This window comes from Mesorhizobium sp. KR2-14 (genome assembly GCF_040049255.1).
In the GTDB taxonomy this organism is placed as follows: Bacteria; Pseudomonadota; Alphaproteobacteria; order Rhizobiales; family Rhizobiaceae; genus Pseudaminobacter.
Genome location: NZ_JBDZDR010000003.1, coordinates 629797 through 651438 on the forward strand (window position 1 = coordinate 629797; position 21642 = coordinate 651438).

Annotated in this window: 17 protein-coding genes; 9 read left to right on the top strand and 8 right to left on the bottom strand. The window is 65.7% G+C overall.

Going from position 1 to position 21642, the window contains the following annotated elements; genetic code table 11:
• Positions 1-18: 18 nt before the first annotated feature.
• Together ABLE86_RS12045 and ABLE86_RS12050 are read right to left on the bottom strand one after the other, a co-directional pair.
• Positions 19-1179 (bottom strand): GGDEF domain-containing protein, encoded by a 1161-nt coding sequence (locus ABLE86_RS12045; RefSeq protein WP_348779175.1) that lies wholly within the window; start codon positions 1177-1179, stop codon positions 19-21.
• A gap of 148 nt (positions 1180-1327) precedes the next feature.
• Positions 1328-2035: a pyrimidine 5'-nucleotidase gene (locus ABLE86_RS12050; RefSeq protein ID WP_348779176.1), complete on the bottom strand. Its 708-nt coding sequence runs from the start codon at positions 2033-2035 to the stop codon at positions 1328-1330.
• 153 nt (positions 2036-2188) lie between these two features.
• Here ABLE86_RS12050 and ABLE86_RS12055 point away from each other — a divergent pair, with 153 nt between their 5' ends.
• The 5 genes from ABLE86_RS12055 (at position 2189) to ABLE86_RS12075 (ending at position 8459) form a co-directional block, all read left to right on the top strand.
• Positions 2189-2944 carry a GGDEF domain-containing protein gene (locus tag ABLE86_RS12055; RefSeq protein ID WP_348779177.1) on the top strand — a complete coding sequence of 252 codons (756 nt, stop codon included), beginning with the start codon at positions 2189-2191 and terminating at the stop codon, positions 2942-2944.
• 199 nt (positions 2945-3143) lie between these two features.
• The gene (locus tag ABLE86_RS12060) at positions 3144-3935 is read left to right on the top strand and encodes a cyclase family protein (RefSeq protein WP_348779178.1); all 792 of its coding nucleotides are present in this window, start codon (positions 3144-3146) and stop codon (positions 3933-3935) included.
• A gap of 274 nt (positions 3936-4209) precedes the next feature.
• Complete coding sequence (locus tag ABLE86_RS12065; protein WP_348779179.1) at positions 4210-4692, top strand: MarR family transcriptional regulator; 483 nt, start codon at positions 4210-4212, stop codon at positions 4690-4692.
• A 55-nt stretch (positions 4693-4747) separates the two neighbouring features.
• On the top strand, positions 4748-6901 hold the full coding sequence (locus tag ABLE86_RS12070; RefSeq protein WP_348779180.1) for an indolepyruvate ferredoxin oxidoreductase subunit alpha: 2154 nt from the start codon (positions 4748-4750) through the stop codon (positions 6899-6901).
• A 1-nt stretch (position 6902) separates the two neighbouring features.
• Positions 6903-8459: an indolepyruvate oxidoreductase subunit beta family protein gene (locus tag ABLE86_RS12075; protein WP_348779181.1), complete on the top strand. Its 1557-nt coding sequence runs from the start codon at positions 6903-6905 to the stop codon at positions 8457-8459.
• A gap of 16 nt (positions 8460-8475) precedes the next feature.
• On the opposite strand, the gene ABLE86_RS12080 is transcribed toward ABLE86_RS12075, so the two are convergent.
• The gene (locus ABLE86_RS12080) at positions 8476-8829 is read right to left on the bottom strand and encodes a DUF423 domain-containing protein (protein WP_348779182.1); all 354 of its coding nucleotides are present in this window, start codon (positions 8827-8829) and stop codon (positions 8476-8478) included.
• Positions 8830-9074: 245 nt separating this feature from the next.
• Here ABLE86_RS12080 and ABLE86_RS12085 point away from each other — a divergent pair, with 245 nt between their 5' ends.
• From ABLE86_RS12085 to ABLE86_RS12095, 3 genes are all read left to right on the top strand, one after another.
• The gene (locus ABLE86_RS12085) at positions 9075-11402 is read left to right on the top strand and encodes a Tex family protein (protein WP_348779183.1); all 2328 of its coding nucleotides are present in this window, start codon (positions 9075-9077) and stop codon (positions 11400-11402) included.
• Between the two features lie 137 nt (positions 11403-11539).
• The gene (locus ABLE86_RS12090) at positions 11540-11914 is read left to right on the top strand and encodes a YciI family protein (RefSeq protein WP_348779184.1); all 375 of its coding nucleotides are present in this window, start codon (positions 11540-11542) and stop codon (positions 11912-11914) included.
• Positions 11911-13173, top strand: coding sequence for an RNA polymerase sigma factor (locus ABLE86_RS12095; RefSeq protein ID WP_348779185.1), 1263 nt, complete (start codon positions 11911-11913; stop codon positions 13171-13173). The genes ABLE86_RS12090 and ABLE86_RS12095 overlap by 4 nt, the downstream gene beginning before the upstream one ends.
• Positions 13174-13435: 262 nt before the next feature.
• Here ABLE86_RS12095 and ABLE86_RS12100 read toward each other — a convergent pair whose 3' ends face one another.
• Complete coding sequence (locus ABLE86_RS12100) at positions 13436-14701, bottom strand: Glu/Leu/Phe/Val dehydrogenase (RefSeq protein WP_348779186.1); 1266 nt, start codon at positions 14699-14701, stop codon at positions 13436-13438.
• A gap of 355 nt (positions 14702-15056) precedes the next feature.
• On the opposite strand from ABLE86_RS12100, the gene ABLE86_RS12105 reads away from it, so the two are divergent.
• Positions 15057-15896, top strand: a complete 840-nt coding sequence (locus tag ABLE86_RS12105; RefSeq protein ID WP_348779187.1) for an aldo/keto reductase — start codon at positions 15057-15059, stop codon at positions 15894-15896.
• A gap of 22 nt (positions 15897-15918) precedes the next feature.
• Here ABLE86_RS12105 and ABLE86_RS12110 read toward each other — a convergent pair whose 3' ends face one another.
• The 4 genes from ABLE86_RS12110 to ppk2 all read right to left on the bottom strand — a co-directional run bounded on the left by ABLE86_RS12110 (position 15919) and on the right by ppk2 (position 21619).
• Complete coding sequence (locus ABLE86_RS12110; protein ID WP_348779188.1) at positions 15919-17232, bottom strand: NAD(P)/FAD-dependent oxidoreductase; 1314 nt, start codon at positions 17230-17232, stop codon at positions 15919-15921.
• A 148-nt stretch (positions 17233-17380) separates the two neighbouring features.
• Entirely contained in the window at positions 17381-19075 is a 1695-nt protein-coding gene (locus ABLE86_RS12115; protein ID WP_348779189.1) for a SulP family inorganic anion transporter, read from the bottom strand.
• 81 nt (positions 19076-19156) lie between these two features.
• The gene (locus ABLE86_RS12120; protein ID WP_348779190.1) at positions 19157-20713 is read right to left on the bottom strand and encodes a CHAD domain-containing protein; all 1557 of its coding nucleotides are present in this window, start codon (positions 20711-20713) and stop codon (positions 19157-19159) included.
• Positions 20714-20803: 90 nt separating this feature from the next.
• Complete coding sequence (gene ppk2 / locus ABLE86_RS12125; protein ID WP_348779191.1) at positions 20804-21619, bottom strand: polyphosphate kinase 2; 816 nt, start codon at positions 21617-21619, stop codon at positions 20804-20806.
• Positions 21620-21642 lie beyond the last annotated feature (23 nt).

Genomic DNA, 21642 nt, shown 5'->3' on the forward strand with positions numbered 1-21642 from the left:
CCGTGCCCGTTCGGCCCGTCAGGCCGAGACCGTTTTGGCAGCGTACGGCGCGTGCAGGCCTTCCATGAAGGTGCGGTTGCGGCCGGCTTTCTTGGCGGCATAGAGATATTCGTCAGCGCGGCGCACCGCCGCCCACAGGTCGCCGTCCCTGCCGAATTCGACGACGCCGAAGCTGCAGGTGACCGACCTGCCGGGCGGCAGGCCGTCAAATCGGGCGCGCTGGATGTCGAGGCGCAGCCTTTCGGCGAAATCGTAGGCGGCCGCCAGCGGCGTAGCCCTCAGCACCACGACGAATTCTTCCCCGCCGATGCGGGCAACCGCGTCATCACTGCGCGCGGCGCTGCGGATGATCCGGGCGAAGCCGGCCAGCACCGCGTCGCCCGTGGCGTGGCCATAGGAGTCGTTGACCGCCTTGAAGTTGTCGATGTCGCCAACGACGATGCAGGACACTTCCTCGTTGCCGGCGGCGGCCAGTTCGCGGCAGCGCCATTCCAGCCCGCGGCGGTTGAGCAGGCCAGTCAGCGGATCGTTGTCGCGTTCGCCGCGAAGCGCGGTGATCACGTCCACGCTGGTGACGGCAAGCAGGCCGAGCGCCGTGGCGGCACCCAGCAGCGACAGCGTGATCTGCACCCAGGTCCAGAAGGTCGAGGCGCCGAAGGCATCGAGGCGGCCGCCCGAAAAGGCGCTGATCGTCAGCATCGTGCGCGGGAAGAAATGCAGCCCCACCGCCACGACCAGCCAGAACATTGCGCGGTCGGTGGCTTGGCCGAAGCGGAGGAACCTGGCCTGCCAGGCGACGATCAGCATGATCGTGCCGAGGCCGAAATTGAGGATATAGGCGCGGGCGACGAGGCTGCGGTCGACGTAGAAGAAATAGACGACCCCGACGAAAATCAGCGCCGCGAGCAGCACCGGCAGCGCCCGCGCCATGTTGCGTCCGGAGCGCCGCAGAACGCCTTCGCCGAGCAACAGGACGCCGAGACAGTAGAGGAAGGTCGCGAAAATGGTGTTGAGGCCGATGTCGTGCGGCCAGAAGGTGACCTGCCCGAGCGCCGCAAGCCCGATGCAAAGATAGGAGGAAGCGAAGAACAGAAGGTGGCTTCGCGTGCGCTCCAGCAACCATGCGCCGATAAAGCTCAGCGAAAACAGCAGCATAAGTACCGGAGCCACGAACTTCACGATAGAAAACCGCTTTTCAGATGGACGCGGCCCGGGGCCAACCGGGCCTGGAGTGCAAATGTGGGAAACTCATATGCGCTTGCGCAAGCGCGGTTTGGCAATCAACTCACAATAGCCCCCGAAGCGGCTGACATGACGGTGCGCCGGCTCAGGACTGCGCCGGCGCAATGGTGCGCAGGAAGCCGGCGAGATCGTCGGTCACGAAGTCGACCGCATCGTCATAGGCCGGGTCGCGCTCCCAGATTTCTGAGAAGGTCGGCTCGAAATTGTTTGGCACCACCAGCACGGTCTGCATGCCCAGCGCCTTTGGCACGATGAGGTTGCGCGCAAGGTCTTCGAACATGGCGGCGTTGGGGCCGGCGATGCGATGCAGGGCGAGGAACTTGTCGTAGGTCTGCTGCGCCGGCTTCGGCATCAACTCGGCGGCGACGATATCGAAGATGTCATCGAAATGGTCGAGGATGCCAAGCTGGCGCGCCGCACGCTCGGCGTGGCCGCGATCGCCGTTGGTGAAGATGAACTTGCGGCCCGGAAGCGCCTTGATGGCCTCGCCCAGCGCCGGGTCTGGCGCCAGCCAGGAATAGTCGATGTCGTGGACCTTGTTGAGGAAGTCGTCCGGGTCGATGTTGTGGCGGGCCATCAGCCCGGCCAGCGTCGTGCCATATTGCTGGTAAAGCTCCTTCTGCAACTTGCGCGCGTCTTCGCGCGGCAGCTGCAGCAGCTCGGACACATAGGCCGTCATCCGAACGTCGATCTGCGAAAACAGATTGGTGTGGTGCGGATAGAGCGTGTTGTCGAGGTCGAACACCCAGTCGGTAACACGAGCGAAGCGGGTGGGATCAGGCAATTCAGTCATGCCGCCCTTATGGCACGGTTCGCAACGCTTGTATCCACAGGGTTGTAAAAAATTCCGGCGGATCGCGTGCCTGAGTTGGTTCAAAATTTACCGAACCATGAAACGTGACGTTCACCGTTGTCTGGCATGCAGGCTGTCGGAAGAGGGGGGTCCATGAAAAGCATTTTTTTAAGAGCGACGCTCGTCGCGGGACTTGCCGTGGCAGGCTCGCTGCTGGTTGCGGTGACGGTCGTGCCCCTTCTGGGTGGCCGCGTCGACGGCAATGCGTGGCTGATGCTGATCCTGTGCCCGCTGCTGACCGCCCTCCCGACCAGCGCCTACACTTTCTGGCAGGGCGACCGGCTGAAACTGGCGCACCGCGAGCTGGCCCGCACCCATGCGCAGCTTGCCGCCGCCCACCGGCGCCTGGCTGAAAAGGCCTCGCGCGACGACATGACCGGCATGCTGAACCGCGAGAACTTCTTCGCCATGCTGGACAGTTCGCGGCGCAAGACGGATCGCGGTGCGCTGCTCATCATCGATGCGGACCATTTCAAGAAGATCAACGACAGCTTCGGCCACCTGACCGGCGACGCGGCACTGCTGGAGATCGCCGCTGCCATTTCGCGCGGCGTGCGCAGCGGCGACGTGCTCGGCCGCATCGGCGGCGAGGAGTTCGGTGCCTTCCTGGTGGGCGCCACCGAGGCGGAAGCCAGCGTCGTTGCCGAGCGCATCCGGCGCGAGGTGGAAAAGGTGTGCTTCCAGCCGGCCAGCGCGCCGATCCCGCTCACGGTCAGCATCGGCGGCACAATCTGCGAGCTCGGCGCCACGGTTTCGGAGCTGATGCGCGCCGCTGACCGCCGCCTCTACGAGGCCAAGAACCGCGGCCGCAACCTGGCCATCGTTACCGAGTTGCTGAGCGCCGCCTAGTATATCCATTTGCATATATTTTTGAGGGCGCGGCGCTGTTGGCGGTCGCGCCCTTCTGTTTTGCGGTGCACAATGGCTGCCCGTGCGTTCTTCGTAGCCGCTTGCCCATCTCAGGTAATTGCAAACGCATAGATTTCCGCCTAATGATTTCGACGGAGGCCGCAGACGGATCGTCTGCGGAAAAAGGGAGAGGAAACTCATGACGTCGAACAACGTGCTCGGCCAGCTGGCCGATATGCTCCTGTCTGGGGGCGTTGAGGTTGTGGATCTGGCCGCGGTTCTGGGGCCGGACACGCCGCTTCTGAAGCTGCCGCCGGAACTGGCGGTCGATACGCCGAAGATCGAGATCCACGAGATCTCCGCCTACGACAAGAACGGCCCGTTCTGGGCCTGGAACTGGCTGAAGGTGGGCGAGCATTCGGGCACGCATTTCGATGCGCCCAAGCACTGGATCACCGGCAAGGACTATGCCGACGGCGCGACCGACACCATTCCGGTCAAGAATTTCGTGGCCCCGGTCAATGTCATCGACTGCTCGAAGGAAGCGGCCGAGGACCACGACTTCCTGCTCACCGTCGATCACATCAAGGCCTGGGAAGCCAAGCACGGCGCCATCAAGGCGGGCGAATGGGTGGTGATGCGCACCGACTGGCACAAGCGCAACGGCTCGGAAGCCGACTTCCTCAATGCCGACGAGACCGGCCCGCACACGCCCGGACCGACGGCGGAAGCCATCGAATACATCATCGAGGCGGGCGCCATCGGCTGGGGCACGGAAGCGATCGGCACCGATGCCGGCCAGGCCGGCGGCATGAACCCGCCGTTCCCGGCGCACAACCTGATGCACAAGGCCAACCGCTACGGCCTAGCCAGCCTGTGCAACCTCGACCGCCTGCCGGCGAAGGGTGCTATCCTGATTGCCGCGCCGCTCAAGATCAAGAGCGGCACCGGCAGCCCGACGCGCGTGCTGGCGCTGGTTCCGAAGGACTGACGGCGCGCGACGGCAAGCGGCCTCTCATCTCGGCACCCGCATATGGATGCCATGATGAACTCGAGCGGGCTCATACCCCCACCCCTTACCCCTCCCCACAAGGGGGAGGGGGACGATCTCTTCGGTGCCGGCCAAAACGGCGCAGGTTCGTGTTGAGGCGGTTGTACCACAAAGTTTCCCTCCCCCTTGTGGGGAGGGGCAGGGTGGGGGTGCTCAAATGAAAGACTCTGGGCAGCGCGGTGGCCTCTAGCCACCCGTCCGCAGGGAGAATGTGATGGACCAGACCGGCTCGGAAAAGCGGCAGCGCATCTCGACGCTTGGCGAGATCGGGCTGCAGCAGTTCGCGCCCTATCTGATGAACCGCATCATGGGGCGCTACAACGCCACCTTGCGCGAGGACCTGCGCAAGCAGGGGCTGACCGTGCCGCAGGTGCGGGCGCTTGCCGTGCTGTCGGTCGCCGATGGCGTCACCATCAATGATCTCTCGGTCTATAGCGTCATCGAGCAGTCGACGATGAGCCGCACGCTCGACGCGCTGGAGGCGCAGGGGCTGGTGCGGCGCGAAGCCTGCGACGAGGACAGCCGGGTGCGCAAGATCTTCCTGACCGACGAGGGCAGGGCCGAGTTCAACCGAGCCTGGCCGGCCATGCACGATGCGTTCGAGGCGATGTTCGCCGACATCGACGACGGCGAATATGCAGCCTTCGTCGCCACGCTGCAGAAGATGCTGCGCAACATCCGCCAGCACGACATCTGAACCGGAATTACCCATGCGTCCGCCATGCGGCGCATCCATGTGAAGGAGGCTTCCAATGGCTGAACGGTCCTTTGTGCAGGAAGTCGAAAAGCTGCGCCTGGGTGCCGGCGAGGAATTTTCCGGCGAAGGCATTCTGGCCATCACCAAGGCGTTGCTGCAATGCGGCGTCGGCTATGTCGGCGGCTATCAGGGCGCGCCGATCAGCCACCTGATGGACGTTCTGGCCGATGCGCAGGACATTCTGGGCGAGCTCGGCGTGCATTTCGAGGCGAGCGCCTCGGAGGCTACCGCCACTGCCATGCTTGCGGCCTCGGTGCATTATCCGATCCGGGGTGCGGCCACCTTCAAATCCACCGTCGGCACCAATGTGGCCTCCGATGCCTTGGCGAACCTCGCTTCCGGTGGCGTTACCGGCGGTGCGCTGATCATCGTCGGCGAGGACTATGGCGAAGGCTCCTCCATCATGCAGGAGCGCAGCCATGCCTTTGCCATGAAGAGCCAGGTGTGGCTGCTCGACCCGCGCCCGAACCTGCCCTCCATCGTCAAGGCGGTGGAGGACGGCTTCGAATTGTCGGAGGCGTCGAACACGCCGGTCATGCTGCAGGTGCGCATCCGTTGCTGCCACGTGCATGGCAGCTTCACCGCCAAGGACAACAAGCGCCCGGCGATGACCGTGGCCGACGCGCTCGAAAAGCCGCGCCGCGACACCGGCCGCATCGTGCTGCCGCCCGCTTCCTTCATCCATGAGAAGGAAAAGATCGCCAAGCGCTGGCCGGCGGCGGTGGATTTCATCCGCTCGCGCAGGATCAACGAGTTCTTCGGTCCCGACCTCGCCAAGGTCGGCATCGTCTGCCAGGGCGGCATGTACAATTCGGTCATGCGCGCGTTGGAGCGCATCGGCCTTGCCGACATCTATGGCGAGACGGAAGTGCCGATCTATGTGCTCAACGCCGTCTATCCGCTGATCGACGACGAGTTTTTGGGCTTCTGCGAGGGCAAGGATGCCGTGCTCGTGGTGGAAGAGGGCCAGCCGAACTACATCGAGCAGGCTTTTGGCAACATGCTGCACAAGGCCGGGCGCGACACGCGCGTGGTCGGCAAGGAATATCTGCCGGTTGCCGGCGAATATACCGGGCAGGTGATGCTGGACGGCCTCACCGCCTTCCTGCGCGAGGCCGCCCCGCACATGCTGCCTGTGCAGATCCGCGCGCCTAACAAGCAGGACGACAGCAACGAGATTTCCGATCTGGCCGCGATCGTGCCGGGCCGTCCGCCCGGCTTCTGCACGGGTTGCCCGGAGCGCCCGATCTTCGCCGCCACCAAGCTGGTCGAGCAGGAACTGGGGCAGCACCACATCGCCTCGGACATCGGCTGCCATCTGTTCTCGATCATGCCGCCCTTCGAACTGGGCGCAACGACGATGGGCTATGGCTTGGGGCCGGCCTCGGCCTCGGCCTTCAATTCACCGGACGCCAAGCGCCGCTCGATCTCGTTTGTCGGCGACGGCGGCTTCTGGCACAACGGCCTGACCTCGTCGATCGGCAACGCGGTGTTCAACAAGAACGACGGCGTCATCGTCATCGTCGACAATTTTTACTCCGCGGCCACCGGCGGGCAGGACATCTTGTCCTCGCGCGCCAGCAACAAGACCAAGTCCACGAAGCATCCCATCACCGAGGCGGTGAAGGGCATGGGCGTGAAGTGGGTGCGCCACCTCGAGCGCACCTATGACGTGGGCAAGATGCGCGACACGCTGCGCGAGGCGCTGACGACCGAGGAGAGCGGACCAAAAGTCATCGTCGCTTCGTCGGAATGCATGCTGAACCGCCAGCGCCGCGAAAAGCCGCTGGTCGCCAATGCCATCAAGGGCGGCGAGCGCGTGGTGAAACCGAAATTCGGCGTGGACGAGGACATCTGCACGGGCGACCACGCCTGCATGCGACTGTCCGGGTGCCCATCGCTGTCGGTGAAGTCGCTGGACGATCCGCTGCGCGACGATCCCGTGGCGCATATCGACCAGACCTGCGTGGGCTGCGGAAATTGCGGCGAGGTGGCGGATGCGGCGGTGCTGTGCCCGTCCTTCTACCGCGCCGACGTGGTGCACAATCCCGGCAAGTGGGACCAGCTCCTGGAAAAGATGCGCCGCAAGTTCATCGGTTTCATGCAGCGGCGTCGCGAAAGCCGCCGCCTGACTTTCGCGGATGCGTGACATGACAGTTCTGGCTCCGAAGACCAAAAGCCCTGCCGCGGGGCAGGAAAGCATCATCAAGCTGGCCGCGCTCGCCGTTGGCGGGCAGGGCGGCGGCGTGTTGACCGACTGGATCACCGACGTTGCCGAGCGCAACGGCTATCTGGCGCAGTCGACCTCGGTTGCGGGCGTCGCCCAGCGCACGGGCGCTACGATCTATTACGTCGAGATGTGCCGCGACACTGGCCGCCGGCCGATCTTCGCGCTGTCGCCGGCGCAGGGCGACGTCGATATCCTGATTGCTGCCGAGCTGATGGAAGCGGGACGGGCCGTCATGCGCGGTTTCGTGACGCCCGACCGCACCACGCTGATCGCCTCCTCGCACCGCATTGCGGCGGTGTCGGAGAAGATCGAGCCGGGCGACGGACGCGCCTCGTCGGAAAAGGTGCGCGCGGCGGCCGAGCAGGCGTCCAAGCGCCTTGTCGCCTTCGACATGGAAAAGGTGGCGGTCGAGGCGGGATCGGTGATCTCGTCGAGCCTGTTCGGTGCGCTGGCAGGCTCCGGCGCGCTGCCATTCCCGCGCGAAACCTATGAGGAGACGATCCGCGCTTCCGGCCGCGGCGTGAAGGCCAGCCTTGCCGCCTTTGCCGGCGCCTATGAGCGCACGCGCTGCCTGGTCGAAGAGGGCATCGAGCCCGACGCCGCTCCTGCAAAGTCGGTGAAGATTTCTTCGCACGGCGTGAGCGGTCCGGATGGCTTGATAAGAGGCTGGCAGGCGCTGCGCGCCCGCGTCGATGCCTATCCGGAGGCGCTGCGTGACATGGCTGGGCGCGGACTGCAGAAGGTGGTCGACTATCAGGACCTCGCCTATGGCGCGGAATATCTCGACCGCGTCGACCAGGCGCTGAAGCTGGACGATGCCGGGCGTGATTACGCCCTCTCGATCGCGGCCGCAAAGCATGTCGCCAACGCCATGTGCTACGACGACATGATCCGCGTGGCTGATCTCAAGACGCGCTCGACCCGCGACCGGCGCGTGCGCAAGGAGGTCGGCGTCAAGGATGGCAACATCCTGCAGGTGACCGAATATTTCCATCCGCGCATCGAGGAATTCTGCGGCACCATGCCGGCGGCGCTGGGCAGCTATATCGAGAACCGGCCGAAGCTGGCCGGCTGGCTCGACCGCCGCATCAACCATGGAAGGCGCGTCCGCACCGACAGCTTTGCCGGCTTTGCAGCATTGTGGTTCATCGGGGGCCTGCGGCGCTGGCGGCGCAAGCTGTTGCGCCACAGGATAGAGACCGAGCATCTGGAGCGCTGGTACCGGCTGGCGCTGGACCGTGTGGCGAGCGACTATGCGCTGGCGGTGGAGATCCTCAACTGCCGCCGCCTGATCAAGGGCTACAGCGACACCCATGTGCGCGCGCAGTCGAAGTTCGATCGCGTGCTTTCCGGCCTGCCGCTGCTCGAGGGACGTCCGGACGCCGCCGACTGGCTCCGCCGCCTGCGCGAAGCAGCATTGAAGGACGAGAAGGGCACCATGCTCGACGGCGCGCTGAAGACGATCGCGACGCTGTAGGAGAGCGTCGCGGCCGTTATCTCGGTTGCTGCCTGAAAAAGGCCGAGACGAAAACCAGCAGCCAGCCCAGGATCAGCAGCGTTCCGCCGATCGGCGCCGCGTAGGGAAACAGCCGGTCGCCCAGGAAATCGCGGGCCAGAAGATCGCCGACGAACAGGATCACGCCGGCGAGCAGCACGTAACCGGAAAGGCGCAGCAGGCTGGTTGCCGCCACGAGACCGATCGCCAGCAGCGCGGGCGCATGCGCCAGCAGGAAGGAGGAAGCGGTCTGCATATGCGCTCCGCCCGCATGCGCTGCCATGGCCGCTATCGCCACGCCGGCCGCGCCGGCCAATCCGCCCGCGCCGAGAAGAAATCGGTCGCTGCGCATGGCTTGCCTCCCTAGGTTCCTCGAATGACGCGTGAACTATAGAACCTTTCGCGTCCAGATTGAATCGCGTGCGCCAGCGACAATTCGGCCGGGTTCCAGGAGGCAGGAATTCGCGGCGTCGGGGCGGGCGGCGAAACTGTGGATGGCTTTCCTGTGGACCCAGTTTTTGCCGCCATCTTCCGTGATTGGCATGATGGCGCGATCGGACCTATGGTCGCCGCCCTATCGTCGACAGTGGAAACGACATGGCCGCAGACATTCAACGCATTGCCGCGCTCATCGCGGCCGACATCAATTCCAGGCCCGAACAGGCCGCAGCCGCAATCGGGCTTCTCGATGAAGGTGCGACCGTGCCGTTCATCGCCCGCTACCGCAAGGAAGTGACCGGCGGTCTCGATGACACGCAGCTGCGCACGCTGGCCGAGCGGCTGATCTATGTGCGCGAGATGGATGCGCGCCGGGCCACCATCCTCGAATCGATCCGGGGCCAGGGCAAGCTCACCGACGAGCTGGAAGCGGCCATTGCCGCCGTCACCACCAAGGCCGAACTGGAAGACCTTTATCTGCCCTACAAGCCCAAGCGCCGCACCCGCGCCGAGATCGCCCGCGAGCGGGGCCTTGGGCCGCTGGCCGAGGCGATCCTGGCCGACCGAGCAGCGGTGCCGGCCGAACTGGCGCAGAGCTACATCACCGATGACGTGCCGGACGTGAAGACCGCGCTCGATGGCGCGCGCGACATCATTTCCGAACAGTTCGCCGAAAACGCCGACCTCGTCGGCCGCCTGCGCAACTACATGAAGGAACGCGCCTTCCTGCGCGCCAAGGTCGTGGACGGCAAGCAGGAGGCTGGCGCGAAATTCTCGGACTACTTCGACCATGTCGAACGCTGGGCCAACGTGCCGAGCCACCGCGCGCTGGCCATGCTGCGCGGCCGCAACGAGGAAGTGCTGTCGCTCGACATCGAGGTGGATGCCGACGACACCTCGCCGGTGAAGCCGGTGGAGCGCATGATCGCCGAGGCCTACGCCATCGGCCGTCAGGGCGCGGGCGACCAGTGGCTGGCCGAGGTCGCCGGCTGGACCTGGCGCGTAAAACTCTCGCTGTCGCTCTCGCTCGACCTGATGCGCGAACTGCGTGAAAAATCCGAGGAAGAGGCGATCCGCGTCTTCGCGCGCAACCTGAAGGATTTGCTGCTGGCCGCGCCTGCCGGCTCGCGCGCCACGATGGGCCTCGATCCGGGCATCCGCACCGGCGTCAAGGTCGCAGTGGTCGACCAGACCGGCAAGCTGCTCGACACGACCACCGTCTATCCCTTCCCGCCGAGGAACGATGTGCGCGGCACACAGACCGAGCTGGCGAGCCTCATCCGCAAGCACAAGGTCGAGCTGGTCGCAATCGGCAACGGCACCGGCAGCCGCGAAACCGAAAAGCTCGTGGCCGACATGCTGGCCGCGATGCCCGCACCCAAGCCGTTGAAGGTCATCGTCAGCGAGGCGGGCGCTTCGGTCTATTCGGCATCGGAGACGGCGGCGGCCGAGTTCCCCGGCCTCGACGTGTCGCTGCGCGGCGCGGTGTCGATTGCCCGACGCCTGCAGGACCCGCTGGCCGAACTGGTCAAGATCGAGCCGAAGTCTATCGGCGTCGGCCAGTACCAGCACGATGTCGACCAGTATCGCCTGGCGCGCTCGCTGGATGCGGTGGTGGAGGATGCGGTGAACGCGGTGGGAGTGGACCTCAACACGGCATCGGCGGCGCTTCTGGCCCGGGTGTCCGGCCTTGGCACATCGCTGGCGGAAGCCGTGGTGGCCCACCGAAATGCCAACGGCCCCTTCGCCAGCCGCAAGGACCTTTTGAACGTGCCGCGCCTTGGCCAGCGCACCTTCGAGCAGTGCGCCGGCTTCCTGCGCATTCCGAACGGCGCCGAGCCGCTGGACGCCTCGGCTGTGCACCCCGAAGCCTATGGCGTGGCCAAGAAGATCGTTGCCGCCTGCGGCCGCGACCTGCGCACGCTGATGGGCGACAGCGCCACGCTGAAGGGGCTAGACCCGCGGGTTTTTGTTGACGAGCGCTTCGGCTTGCCGACCGTGCGCGACATCATCGCCGAGCTCGAAAAGCCCGGCCGCGACCCGCGCCCGGAATTCAAGACCGCGACCTTTGCCGACGGCATCGACGACATCAAGGACCTGAAGCCCGGCATGATGCTGGAAGGAACGGTGACCAACGTCGCCGCCTTCGGCGCCTTTGTCGATATCGGCGTGCACCAGGACGGGCTCGTGCACCTGTCGCAGCTTGCCGACCGCTTCGTGAAGGACGCGCATGAGGTGGTGAAGGCCGGCGACGTGGTGAAGGTGCGCGTGGTCGAGGTCGACATCAAGCGCAAGCGCATCGGCCTGTCGATGCGCAAGCACGACGATGGCGCGGGCGCGCGCTCGGGCCCCGCCTCGCGCGACGACCGCCCGCAGCGCGGCGGTGGCGGCAAGCCGTTCAACAAGTCTGCCCCGCAGCAGAAGAGCGGCGGGACGTCGCAGGGCGCCTTCGGCGCCGCGCTCTTGGAAGCCATGAAGCGCAAGTAGCCGGCTTTACGCCAAGGGACAAAGAATCGACGCCGGTGGGAGTGATCCCGCCGGCGTTTTCTTCGGGCGAAGATTTGTCCTGCGCCCTGTCGGCGATTGCGTTACTCATTCGTCATTCACAAAGACGGAGAACCCGGATGCTCTATGCAATCCTTTGCTACAATTCCGAAGACGTGGTCGGCTCCTGGACCAAGCAGGAGGACGACGAAGTGATGGCCCGGCTGGGCGCCGTGCAGGAAAAGATCGCCAGGTCCGGCAAGCTCGGCCCAGTCGTGCGGCTTCTGCCCACCACCGCCGCCACCACGCTGCGCAAGGGCCGCGAGGGGCCGCTGGTGATCGACGGCCCCTTTGCCGAAACCAAGGAGCAGTTTTTGGGTTTCTACGTCGTCGATTGCGAAACGCTCGACGAGGCGCTGGACATCGCGAAGGAATTGCAGGCCGCCAATCGCGGCCCCGGCGTCTATGAAGTCCGGCCGATCGGCATCTTCCAACCCGGAGCCTTGACCGCATGACCGCCGACCCCTCCTGGATAGACGACGCGCTGACGGCCGCCCGGCCGCAGGTGGTCGGCGCGCTCCTCCGCTATTTCCGCGATCTCGACGCGGCGGAGGAAGCGTTCCAGGAGGCGTGCCTGCGGGCGCTGAAGAACTGGCCGGTGAACGGCCCGCCGCGCAATCCGGCGGCGTGGCTGATCTTCGTCGGCCGCAACAGCGGCATCGATGCGGTGCGGCGTCGGGCCAAGCAGGCGCCGATGCCGCCCGAGGAGACGGTGTCCGACCTCGACGATGTCGAGACGCCCATGGTGGAGCGGCTGGACGGCGCCGACTACCGCGACGACATCTTGCGGCTGATGTTCATCTGCTGCCACCCCGATCTGCCGGCCACGCAGCAGGTGGCGCTGGCGCTGCGCATCGTGTCTGGCTTGAGCGTGAAACAGATCGCCCGCGCCTTCCTCGTCAGCGAAGCGGCGATGGAACAGCGCATCACCCGGGCCAAGGGGCGAATTGCGCGCGCCGATGTACCCTATGAGGCACCGGGCGCGGTGGAGCGGTCCGAACGCCTCGCGGCGGTCGCGGCAATGATCTACCTGATCTTCAACGAGGGTTACTCGGCGGGCGTGGAGGAGGCGGAGCGCCGCGCGCCGCTCTGCGACGAGGCGATCCGTCTCGCGCGCCTGCTGCTCAGGCTTTTTCCCACCGAGCCGGAGATCATGGGCCTCACCGCGCTGCTTCTGCTGCAGCATTCGCGCACCGCGGCGCGTTTCGATGCCGAAGGCTCCATCATCCTGCTTGAAGACCAGGATCGCCGCCTGTGGAACCGTTCGATGATAGCCGAGGGGCTGGCGCTGATCGACAAGGCGATGCGCCATCGCCAGCCGGGGCCGTATCTGTTGCAGGCGGCGATTGCGGCGCTCCATGCGCGTGCGGCGAAGGCGGAAAATACGGATTGGGCCGAGATCGAGCTGCTCTATGCCATGCTGGAGCGGCAGGAGCCGTCACCGGTGGTGACGCTGAACCGCGCCGTTGCGGTCGCCAAGGTGCGCGGGCCTGAAGCAGCGCTCGCCATTGTCGAGCCGCTGGAAGAACGCCTGTCGGGCTATTTCTACTTCTTTGGGCTCAAGGGCTATCTGCTCATGCAACTCGGCCGTTCGGCCGATGCCCGCTGCGCCTTCGACCGCGCCATCGCGCTGGCCAACACGCCTGCGGAAGCGGCGCATATCCGCATGCATCTGGACCGGCTGATGAAGGAAGGCGTCGAACGGGCCGAATGACATCCCCCTCGTTCGGCTGCTCCCCTCCAAGGGCAGGGCTATCGTCGGCGTGCTTGTACCCCCACCCCTTACCCCTCCCCACAAGGGGGAGGGGGACGATTTCGCCGCCACAGCCACCAAGAACGGTGAAGATTGGCGCTGGACGGTCGCAGCAAGGTTTCCCTCCCCCTTGTGGGGAGGGGCAGGGGTGGGGGGCATTTCGAATGCAATTGCCCCCTGATGGGCGAGACGGAGAGGGGCGCTGCCGCGCCCGTCATCCTTTTCAGCTCATGAAGAAGTTTTGCGTGCCGTGGGCCTCGATGGCCTCGGCGAGACGGCTCAGCGCATGCACATAGGCCGCGGTGCGCATGGTGACGTTCTTTTCGCGGGAGATGTCCCAGATCGCCTGGCCCTCGCGCTCCATGATGGTGCGCAGGCGCACGTGGATTTCCTCGACGGTCCAGTAGTAGCCTTGTCGGTTCTGCACCCACTCGAAGTAGGACACGGTGACCCCGCCGGCATTGGCCAGTATGTCTGGCAGCACGATCACGCCGTTCTCGGCCAGGATCTCGTCGGCTTCCGGCGTCACGGGACCATTGGCGAGTTCGAGAACCAGCTTGGCCTTGACGCTGGCGGCGTTGTCCTCGTGGATCATGTTCTCGAGTGCCGCCGGAACCAGCAACTCGCATTCCACGCCGACGAGATCGTCGGCCGAGAGCGCCTGATGGCCGTTCTTGCCGACGGTAGAGACGACGGAGTGCCCCTCGTTCTTGGCCGCGAACAGCGCGTCGAGGTCAAGGCCGCCGGCCGCATAGACCGCACCCTCGGAGTCCGACACCGCGACGATCTTGTGGCCGTCGGAGGCGAGCAGGCGGGCGATGTGCTGGCCGGCATTGCCGAAGCCCTGAATGGCGACGCGCATGCTGGAGGCCAGGCCGAGATCCTTGGCCAGGTGGCGCACCAGATAGTAGCCGCCGCGGGCCGTGGCATCGCCGCGGCCCAGCGAGCCGCCAAGCGCAATCGGCTTGCCGGTGATGACGGCAGGCTCGGCCTGGCCGACGATCTGGGCATATTCGTCGGCCATCCAGCCCATGATCATGGAGTTGGTGTAGACATCGGGCGCCGGAATGTCGCGGTCGGGGCCGATGATGCGGGCGAAGGCCTGGATATAGGCACGCGAAAGGCGTTCCACCTCGGCCTTGGAGAGCTTGCGCGGATCGACCTGCACCGCACCCTTGCCGCCGCCATAGGGCAGGTTCATCACGGCGCATTTGAAGGTCATCCAGAAAGCCAGCGTCTCGACCTCGTCGATCGTCGCATCGGGATGGAAGCGGATGCCGCCCTTGGTCGGCCCCCGCGTGTCGTCATATCGGCATCGCCATGCCAGGAACGATTTTCGCGATCCGTCGTCCATGCGGATCATCAGGCGAACCTTGGTAGTCTCTCGTGGGAATTTCAGTTTCTCGATGACGTCGGCGTCGATGTTCAGGTGTGCAGCTGCCTCGTCGAGGCGGACAAGAGCGTTATCGAGAAGACTTCCCTCAGACATCATGGTTCCTTCTTTTGAGATCCTCAGTGCGTACGCGCAAGCTGCGCGCGACCTGCATTTGCCATAGTTGGCCACCCCAAGCCAACCCACAGAAGGTACAAACTGTCTCTCGCGAGCATTTTTTGTACCCCCGCTCGGCTCTTTTTCGAAATTTTCGGTCGTTTCGACTGCTACTCGGGGGCGGACCGGGCCTTTTCTGCCCCTCTCGCGGCGATGAGAATGGTCCAGTCGCGGAAATATGATTGTCACCCAGCGGAAACTCCGGCTTGAACATGGTGCCGCGATCGGTGAAACAGAAGCTTCGGCGTGTCGTTACCATTGGCAGCAGCGCGTCAAAACGGACCGGAGCACCGCCATGCAGCGCCATCTGTTCGGGCCGACCGGCCGCGAGGTTTCCAGGATAGGGCAGGGCACATGGCGTCTTGACGAGGCGCGTTGGCCCTCGGCGGTGGCGACGCTGCGCCGCGGTCTGGAACTCGGCATGACGCATATCGACACCGCCGAACTCTACGGCGATGCCGAACTGGTGGTCGCCGAGGCGGTCGCCGGGCGACGCGACGAGGCCTTCCTCGTTTCCAAGGTGCTGCCCAGCAACGCATCGCGCGCCGGCACCATCGCCGCCTGCGAGAGATCGCTGAAGCGCCTCAGGACGGACCGGCTGGACTGCTACCTGCTGCACTGGCGCGGCATCTATCCGCTCGACCAGACCTTCGCGGCCTTCGAGGACCTGCAGAAGGCGGGCAAGATACTCTCCTGGGGCGTGAGCAACTTCGACGTGGAGGACCTCGAAGAGGCGCTGAGCGTGGCCGGTCCGGGCAAGATCGCCTGCAACCAGGTGATCTACTTTCTGCAAGAGCGCGCCATCGAGCATGGCATCATGCAATGGTGCCAGGCCCATGGCGTGGCGGTCGTGGCCTACAGCCCCTTCGGCCAAGGGGCGTTTCCCCACGAGGCTTCGGCCGCGGGACGGCTGCTTGCCGAGATCGGCGCCGAGCATGGGGCCACGCCACGGCAGGTGGCGCTTGCCTTCCTGACGCGGGAAAGCTCGATCTTCGCCATTCCCAAGGCTTCGAGCCCCGCTCATGCGGAGGAAAACGCTGGCGCGGGCGACCTGCGCCTGAGCGAAGACGAGATCGCCCGCATAGACCAGGCGTTCCCGCGCGGCCGCTGGCCCGGGAGCCTGCCGATGCTCTGAACGCATTGCGCCTGCCAGGGCCTCATGGCCCGCCCTCGCGGTGGTCCTGCCGCTCTTTGACGGGGGACATGGTGGCCTGCCGGCCTTGCGTGATCAGCAGGGCGCTGCGGTGTCCGGTTGCATGGATCCACAACCAGTTCAGTGCCACGCTGAGCCGGTTTCGAACACCGATCAGGAAGAAGATGTGCGCGATGCCCCAGATCCACCAGGCAAGCGCGCCGCGCAGCTTGATCCAGCCGAAATCGATGACGGCGAGCCTCTTGCCGATCGTGGCCAGGCTGCCGTCATGTTTGTAGCGGAACGGCCCGATGGCCGTGTCGCCCTTCAGCCGCGCCCTTATGACGGACGCGACATAGCGACCTTGCTGCTTTGCCGCCGGGGCGATGCCCGGGACAGGTGACCCGTCCGGTGCCGCGACGGCGGCGGTGTCGCCGATGACGAAGATGTCCGGATGCCCCGGCACGGTAAGGTTGGGCTCCACTTCGACGCGGCCGGCGCGGTCGGCCGGCGCGCCGAGCCATTCCGCCGCCGGCGATGCGGCGACCCCGGCCGCCCAGACCACCGTTGCTGCCGGCAGGTGATTTTCGCCATAGACGACGCCATTCCCGTCGCAGGCGCTCACCGCCTGCCCCAGATGCACTTCGACCCCGAGCGACTGCAGCGCCCGCTCCGCATAGGCCGACAGGTCCGGTGGAAAGCTGGGCAGGATGCGCGGCCCCGCCTCGATCAGGACGGTCCGCGCCATGCGGGTGTCGATGTTACGGTAGTCGCGCCACAGCGTCACCCGGGCCAGCTCGGCGATGGTGCCGGCCATCTCCACGCCGGTCGGGCCGCCGCCGATGATGACGAATGTCAGCAACGCGGCGCGGCGGAGGGGGTCGGACTCCCTTTCCGCGCGCTCGAAGGCCAGCAGGATGCGCCGGCGCAGCCGTATCGCGTCTTCGAGCGATTTCAGCCCCGGGGCGAAAGGTTCCCATTCGTCGTGGCCGAAGTAGGCGTGGCGCGCGCCGGTCGCCAGCACGAGCGTGTCGTAGCTGACGGCGCTGCCGTCATCCAGCAGTACCCGGCGCCAGGCGGTGTCGATGCCGACGACCTGCGCCAGAAGGGTCGTCACCTCGGGCCGGTTGCTGACGAGATGGCGGATCGGCCAGGCGATCTCCGACGTGGCGAGGGAAGCCGTCGCGACCTGATAGAGCAGCGGCTGGAACAAATGATGGTTGCGGCGATCGATCAGGGTGATGCGTACCCCGGCCCCTTTCAGCCACCGAACCGTTTCAAGGCCGCCGAAACCGGCGCCCACGATCACCACATGATGGTCATGCACTTTTCCGGACATGGCTGGCCAGCTTCATGAAAGGGGCGACCGGGCCGGCTTCTGGCAAACCCCGGCCGACCCGCTCGCCCGCGTCGCGACAAGGAAACAGGCGTCATAACCAGATTGCCAGCATCGCGGGCTGGCTGCAAATGCCGGGGCGCGTGCAGCGCTATGGCCGGTCGACCATTCCGGATTTCTTACTCTCGCGCGTGTGCCTGAACGCTGTCAGCATGTCTTCGAGATCATCGAAGATCATGGACCTGCCGATCTTGGCGAGCACGCCCGAGCGCTCCAGAATTGCCATCGGCTCGATGTGGAGCTCCGCGATGCCGAGCGCGATGCCGCGCTCCGCGCAGAAGGCGCACATTTCGTCGAGCATGGCCGCCGCCGTCGAATCCACCTGGGCGATGGTGCTGGCATCGAGCACGAACCAGCGCGCGTCCGCGGGCAGTGCCTGCACGATGCTCTTCAGCCGCGCCCTGACATAGTCGATGTTGAAGAACAGAAGGCTTCCCTGGATAAGGCAGACCGAGAGGCCGGGGACCGGGCGCGCGGTGCGGGAACGGTGCAGCTTGTAGAAGCCGCTGCGGCCGGGGATGCGTCCGAGCATGGCGTCTCGCGGGCGCATCTCCTTCAGCAGCACGTAGAGCAGGGTGGCCGCGACCGCGACCACCACCCCGGTGAGCACGCCGAAGCTGACCGCGCCCCACATGCCGATCATTGCGAAGGCGAATTCCATCCGGCTGATGCGCCAGATCTCGCGCAGGCTGGCCACGTCGATCAGGCCGATGGCGGCGGCGGCCAGAATGGCGCCCAGCGCCGGTACCGGCAGCAGCCGCAGCGCGTCGTTGAGAAAGAGAAGCGCCAGCGTGAGCGCCAGGGCGGCGACGATGCCGGTAAGCTGTGTGCGCCCGCCGAGGGACAGGTTGACCGCGGTGCGCGAGTCCGCGACGGTCACCGGAAAGCCGCTGAACAGCCCCGATGCGATGTTTGCGACCCCGAACCCGGTCAGCTCGGCATCGGCATCGACATCGAATTTGCCCCGTGCGGCGAAGCTTCGCGCGGCGACCAGCCCCGAACCGAGACTGACGAGCCACACCGCGGCTGCACCGAGCAGGAGGTCGCTGGCCGACAGGCCGGTTCCGGAGGGCAGCGAGGGCGCGGGAAGCGCCATGGGCAGCTCGCCCACCACCTTGATGCCCATTTTCTCGAAGCCGAACAGCGCGGATGCCGCGACCGCAATGACAACGACAACCAGCGGCCCTGGAATGCGTGAGCGCCGCAGCGCAAGCAGGATGGCGAGCATGACGGCGCCGAGCGTAACGGACGGCCAATGGACCAACCCGGCCTTCTGGAAAAGCTCGACCAGGGGCCGCAGCAGCCCGGAAGACTCGACGCGCAGGCCGGTAAAGCGCCCGATCTGCCCCACCAGGATGGAAATGGAGATGCCGCTGATGAAGCCGACCAGGATCGGCCGCGACAGGAAGGCCGCGACGACCCCCAGGTGCAGCCTGCCGCCGATGATGCACAGAACGCCCACCAGCAGTGCAAGCGCCGAGGCAGCCGCGACGCGTTCCGCCGGCATGTCCGCCGCCGTACCCGCCAGAACCGCGGCCAGAACCGTCATGGTTGCGGCGTCGGGCCCCACGATAAGCTGGCGCGACGGCCCGAACAGGGCGTAGCCAACCAGCGGCAGTATGCTGGAATACATGCCCACCTCCGCCGGCAGGCCCGCGATGGCGGGATAGGCGATCGCGCTCGGGATCGCCACGGCGGCAACGGCAAGGCCGGCGGTCACGTCGCGGCCCAGCCACGCGCGGTCGTAGCCCTTGAGACCTCTCAGGAGAGGAAGCCGGGCAAGCATCTGCCAATTTCCCGCATGGACCAAGCCTTGAAGGCGAAACACGAGGCGAAATGGCCGGCCGTGAGGCCGGGCTGGGTCATGTCAGCGAGGGCGCAGGGCCGGGACTCGCGCGAGCCGGCGGCGTGCGGCAATGGCGTTGTTCAAGGCCGATGCGGTATCCTCGCTGCCGCCGGCGGCGGCAACGCCGGCGGCGAGCGCGGCCGAGCTGTCGCCGGAACCGGGATCTAGAGCCTGCTTGGCATAATCCAGCGCCATTTCCCGATTGACCTTGTAGTCGTTGAGCTCACCCAGCGTGTCCTGGATCTCGTGCAGAGACGACACCACGTCCGAAAACCGCTTCCACCCGACGATGCCCTGGAAGGGCTCGGCCATGTAGCGCAGCTTCTTGGCGCGTATCCTTATCTTGTGCCGTTGCTCCGGCGGCATCTGGTCCAGCGCCGCGCTGTCCTTCAGCAGCGAGCGCAGGCGCCGGCGAAGCTCCTTGGCGGCAAAGCGCCGAACAGGCTTGTCGCGCTCGCGCTGGGCGCTGTTGCCGGGCGGGCCGTGAGCCAGCAAGCCCTCGAGATGGGCAACCAGAGCCAGGCTCAGGCCCGACATTCGCGGCGAGCGAAGTTCGTCGACGGCCAGGTCATAGGTGTGATCGCGGCGCGCGTGAAGCGTGGCCAGCAGCGGCTTGAAGCCGGGCACGTCCGGATTGGCGGCGGCGCTGGGCTCAAGCACGGACTTGATGAAGACATCGAGCTCGCGAACGTCGCCCAGAAGGTCGCAGAGCCATTTCAGGTCGGCGCGGATGGCCCGGCCATCGGGCCAGTCCAGCGCCGGCTTGAACAAAGACACCAGAGCGCGCAGGCGTCGCACGCAGACGCGGGACTGGTGCACCGCATCCGGCGTCCCTTCGCGGACGAGGATCGCCATATTGTCGAACAATGCCGCGAGACAGGTGAAGCCGATGGCGCGGACCGCCTCGGCCGTGGTCATTTTCCGATCCAGCGCGAAGTCGAGGCTGACGGTAGGGCGCGAGGTTTCACCCGCCAGCAAGCGGTAGCCCCGCTCGGCCTTGGAGGTGAGCGACACCAGGGCAGGCACGGCGGCGCTGATCTCGCGGGCGAAGGCAAAGAGCGCGCCCGGCTCGCCGGCCTTCAGCTCCAGCTCAGCCTCGACGATGCTCTGTTCCTCGTGCTCGTTGCGCACCACCCCGTCGTCGAGCGCGAGTTCTATCGTCGCGCCGTCGCGGTGCAGCAGGTAGGTATCGCGCTCGACCTCGACCGTGAAGAGAGGCCGCAGCTTGCGCCAGTCGGCGGGGGCGTCCAGAACCTGTGCCAGGGGGGAATTTCCCAGCACGTCGGCGCGGGGCTTCTTGCCTTGCACTTCCGTTTCCCACTCCCCGCGGGTCAGGCCGCCGTCGGCGGATTTGAGGGTCTTGACCGTCTGGATGTTGCCGGAGCCACCGTTGTTGCGAAGGCGCAGCACATAGCCGCGCTTGTGCAGCCTGTGCTTGCGGGTGTCGAAATATACGGAACGAAGCGGCTGCGGGCTTGTGTCGTGCATTGCGCCGGCGGCCTGCGCGACCTTGCCGATGTCCTTCAGCGCGCCGCGCGGCACCGCAAGCTTGAGCTCGACTTCGCGGTTTGCAGCCATGACGTCCTCCCCGCGTCCTCTCGAACCCGTCGCCTGCGCGGCGCGGTGCTGCCCTCTCTGCCAGTCCATTGGGGCTCCCACTTGCCGAATTCAGTATCTTTCCTCGACAAACATCATCTGACGCAGGCTTTCCTGGTCATTATAGGCGTCCTTTGTCGATCTTGGAGGCAGCTTGACGCGTGTCTTGGGCGGCTTCTTGTATGGGATGGCGCTGAGGATATGCGCCAGGCAATTGAGGCGCGCCCGCCGCTTGTTGTCGGAGCGCACGATGTACCAGGGCGCGAAATCGGTGTGCGTGGCAAACAGCATGCTGTCGCGTGCCCTGGAATAATCGTACCAGCGCCGGTAGGATTCAAGGTCCATTGGGCTCAGCTTCCACTGTCGCATCGGATCGTCGATGCGCGCCGCAAAGCGCCGTTCCTGCTCCTCCATCCCGACCTCGAGCCAGAGCTTGATGAGGATGATGCCACCGTCGACAATGTATTTCTCGACTTCCGGGCACAATTCCAGGAACCGCTCGTGCTCGGCCGGCGTGCAGAAGCCCATGACATATTCGACGCCGGCGCGATTGTACCAGCTGCGGTCGAAGATCACGATCTCGCCGGCGGCCGGGAACCGTTCGATGTAGCGCTGCATGAACATCTGGGTCTTTTCGCGGTCGGAGGGTGCGGGCAGCGCCACCACCCGGAACACCCGCGGGCTTACCCGCTCGGTCAGCACCCTGATGGTGCCGCCCTTGCCGGCCGCGTCGCGGCCCTCGAAGACGATGATCGCCCGCAGGCCCTTCTGCTTTACCCACGCCTGCAGATGGCAAAGCTCCACCTGCAGCTTGCGCAGCGCCTTGTCATAGGCTTTCCGGCCGATCTTGTCGGTTCTATCGGTTGGCTGTGCTCTGCTCTCCAACATGGCGTTTCACCAGGCGTAAGGGC

Excerpts from the sequence above, each read along its gene's own strand:
- ABLE86_RS12050 (WP_348779176.1), bottom strand. The coding sequence starts at position 2,035 with ATGACTGAATTGCCTGATCCCACCCGCTTCGCTCGTGTTACCGACTGG.
- ABLE86_RS12055 (WP_348779177.1), top strand. The coding sequence starts at position 2,189 with ATGAAAAGCATTTTTTTAAGAGCGACGCTCGTCGCGGGACTTGCCGTG.
- ABLE86_RS12060 (WP_348779178.1), top strand. The coding sequence starts at position 3,144 with ATGACGTCGAACAACGTGCTCGGCCAGCTGGCCGATATGCTCCTGTCT.
- ABLE86_RS12065 (WP_348779179.1), top strand. The coding sequence starts at position 4,210 with ATGGACCAGACCGGCTCGGAAAAGCGGCAGCGCATCTCGACGCTTGGC.
- ABLE86_RS12070 (WP_348779180.1), top strand. The coding sequence starts at position 4,748 with ATGGCTGAACGGTCCTTTGTGCAGGAAGTCGAAAAGCTGCGCCTGGGT.
- ABLE86_RS12075 (WP_348779181.1), top strand. The coding sequence starts at position 6,903 with ATGACAGTTCTGGCTCCGAAGACCAAAAGCCCTGCCGCGGGGCAGGAA.
- ABLE86_RS12080 (WP_348779182.1), bottom strand. The coding sequence starts at position 8,829 with ATGCGCAGCGACCGATTTCTTCTCGGCGCGGGCGGATTGGCCGGCGCG.
- ABLE86_RS12085 (WP_348779183.1), top strand. The coding sequence starts at position 9,075 with ATGGCCGCAGACATTCAACGCATTGCCGCGCTCATCGCGGCCGACATC.
- ABLE86_RS12090 (WP_348779184.1), top strand. The coding sequence starts at position 11,540 with ATGCTCTATGCAATCCTTTGCTACAATTCCGAAGACGTGGTCGGCTCC.
- ABLE86_RS12095 (WP_348779185.1), top strand. The coding sequence starts at position 11,911 with ATGACCGCCGACCCCTCCTGGATAGACGACGCGCTGACGGCCGCCCGG.
- ABLE86_RS12100 (WP_348779186.1), bottom strand. The coding sequence starts at position 14,701 with ATGTCTGAGGGAAGTCTTCTCGATAACGCTCTTGTCCGCCTCGACGAG.
- ABLE86_RS12105 (WP_348779187.1), top strand. The coding sequence starts at position 15,057 with ATGCAGCGCCATCTGTTCGGGCCGACCGGCCGCGAGGTTTCCAGGATA.
- ABLE86_RS12110 (WP_348779188.1), bottom strand. The coding sequence starts at position 17,232 with ATGTCCGGAAAAGTGCATGACCATCATGTGGTGATCGTGGGCGCCGGT.
- ABLE86_RS12115 (WP_348779189.1), bottom strand. The coding sequence starts at position 19,075 with ATGCTTGCCCGGCTTCCTCTCCTGAGAGGTCTCAAGGGCTACGACCGC.
- ABLE86_RS12120 (WP_348779190.1), bottom strand. The coding sequence starts at position 20,713 with ATGGCTGCAAACCGCGAAGTCGAGCTCAAGCTTGCGGTGCCGCGCGGC.
- ppk2 (WP_348779191.1), bottom strand. The coding sequence starts at position 21,619 with ATGTTGGAGAGCAGAGCACAGCCAACCGATAGAACCGACAAGATCGGC.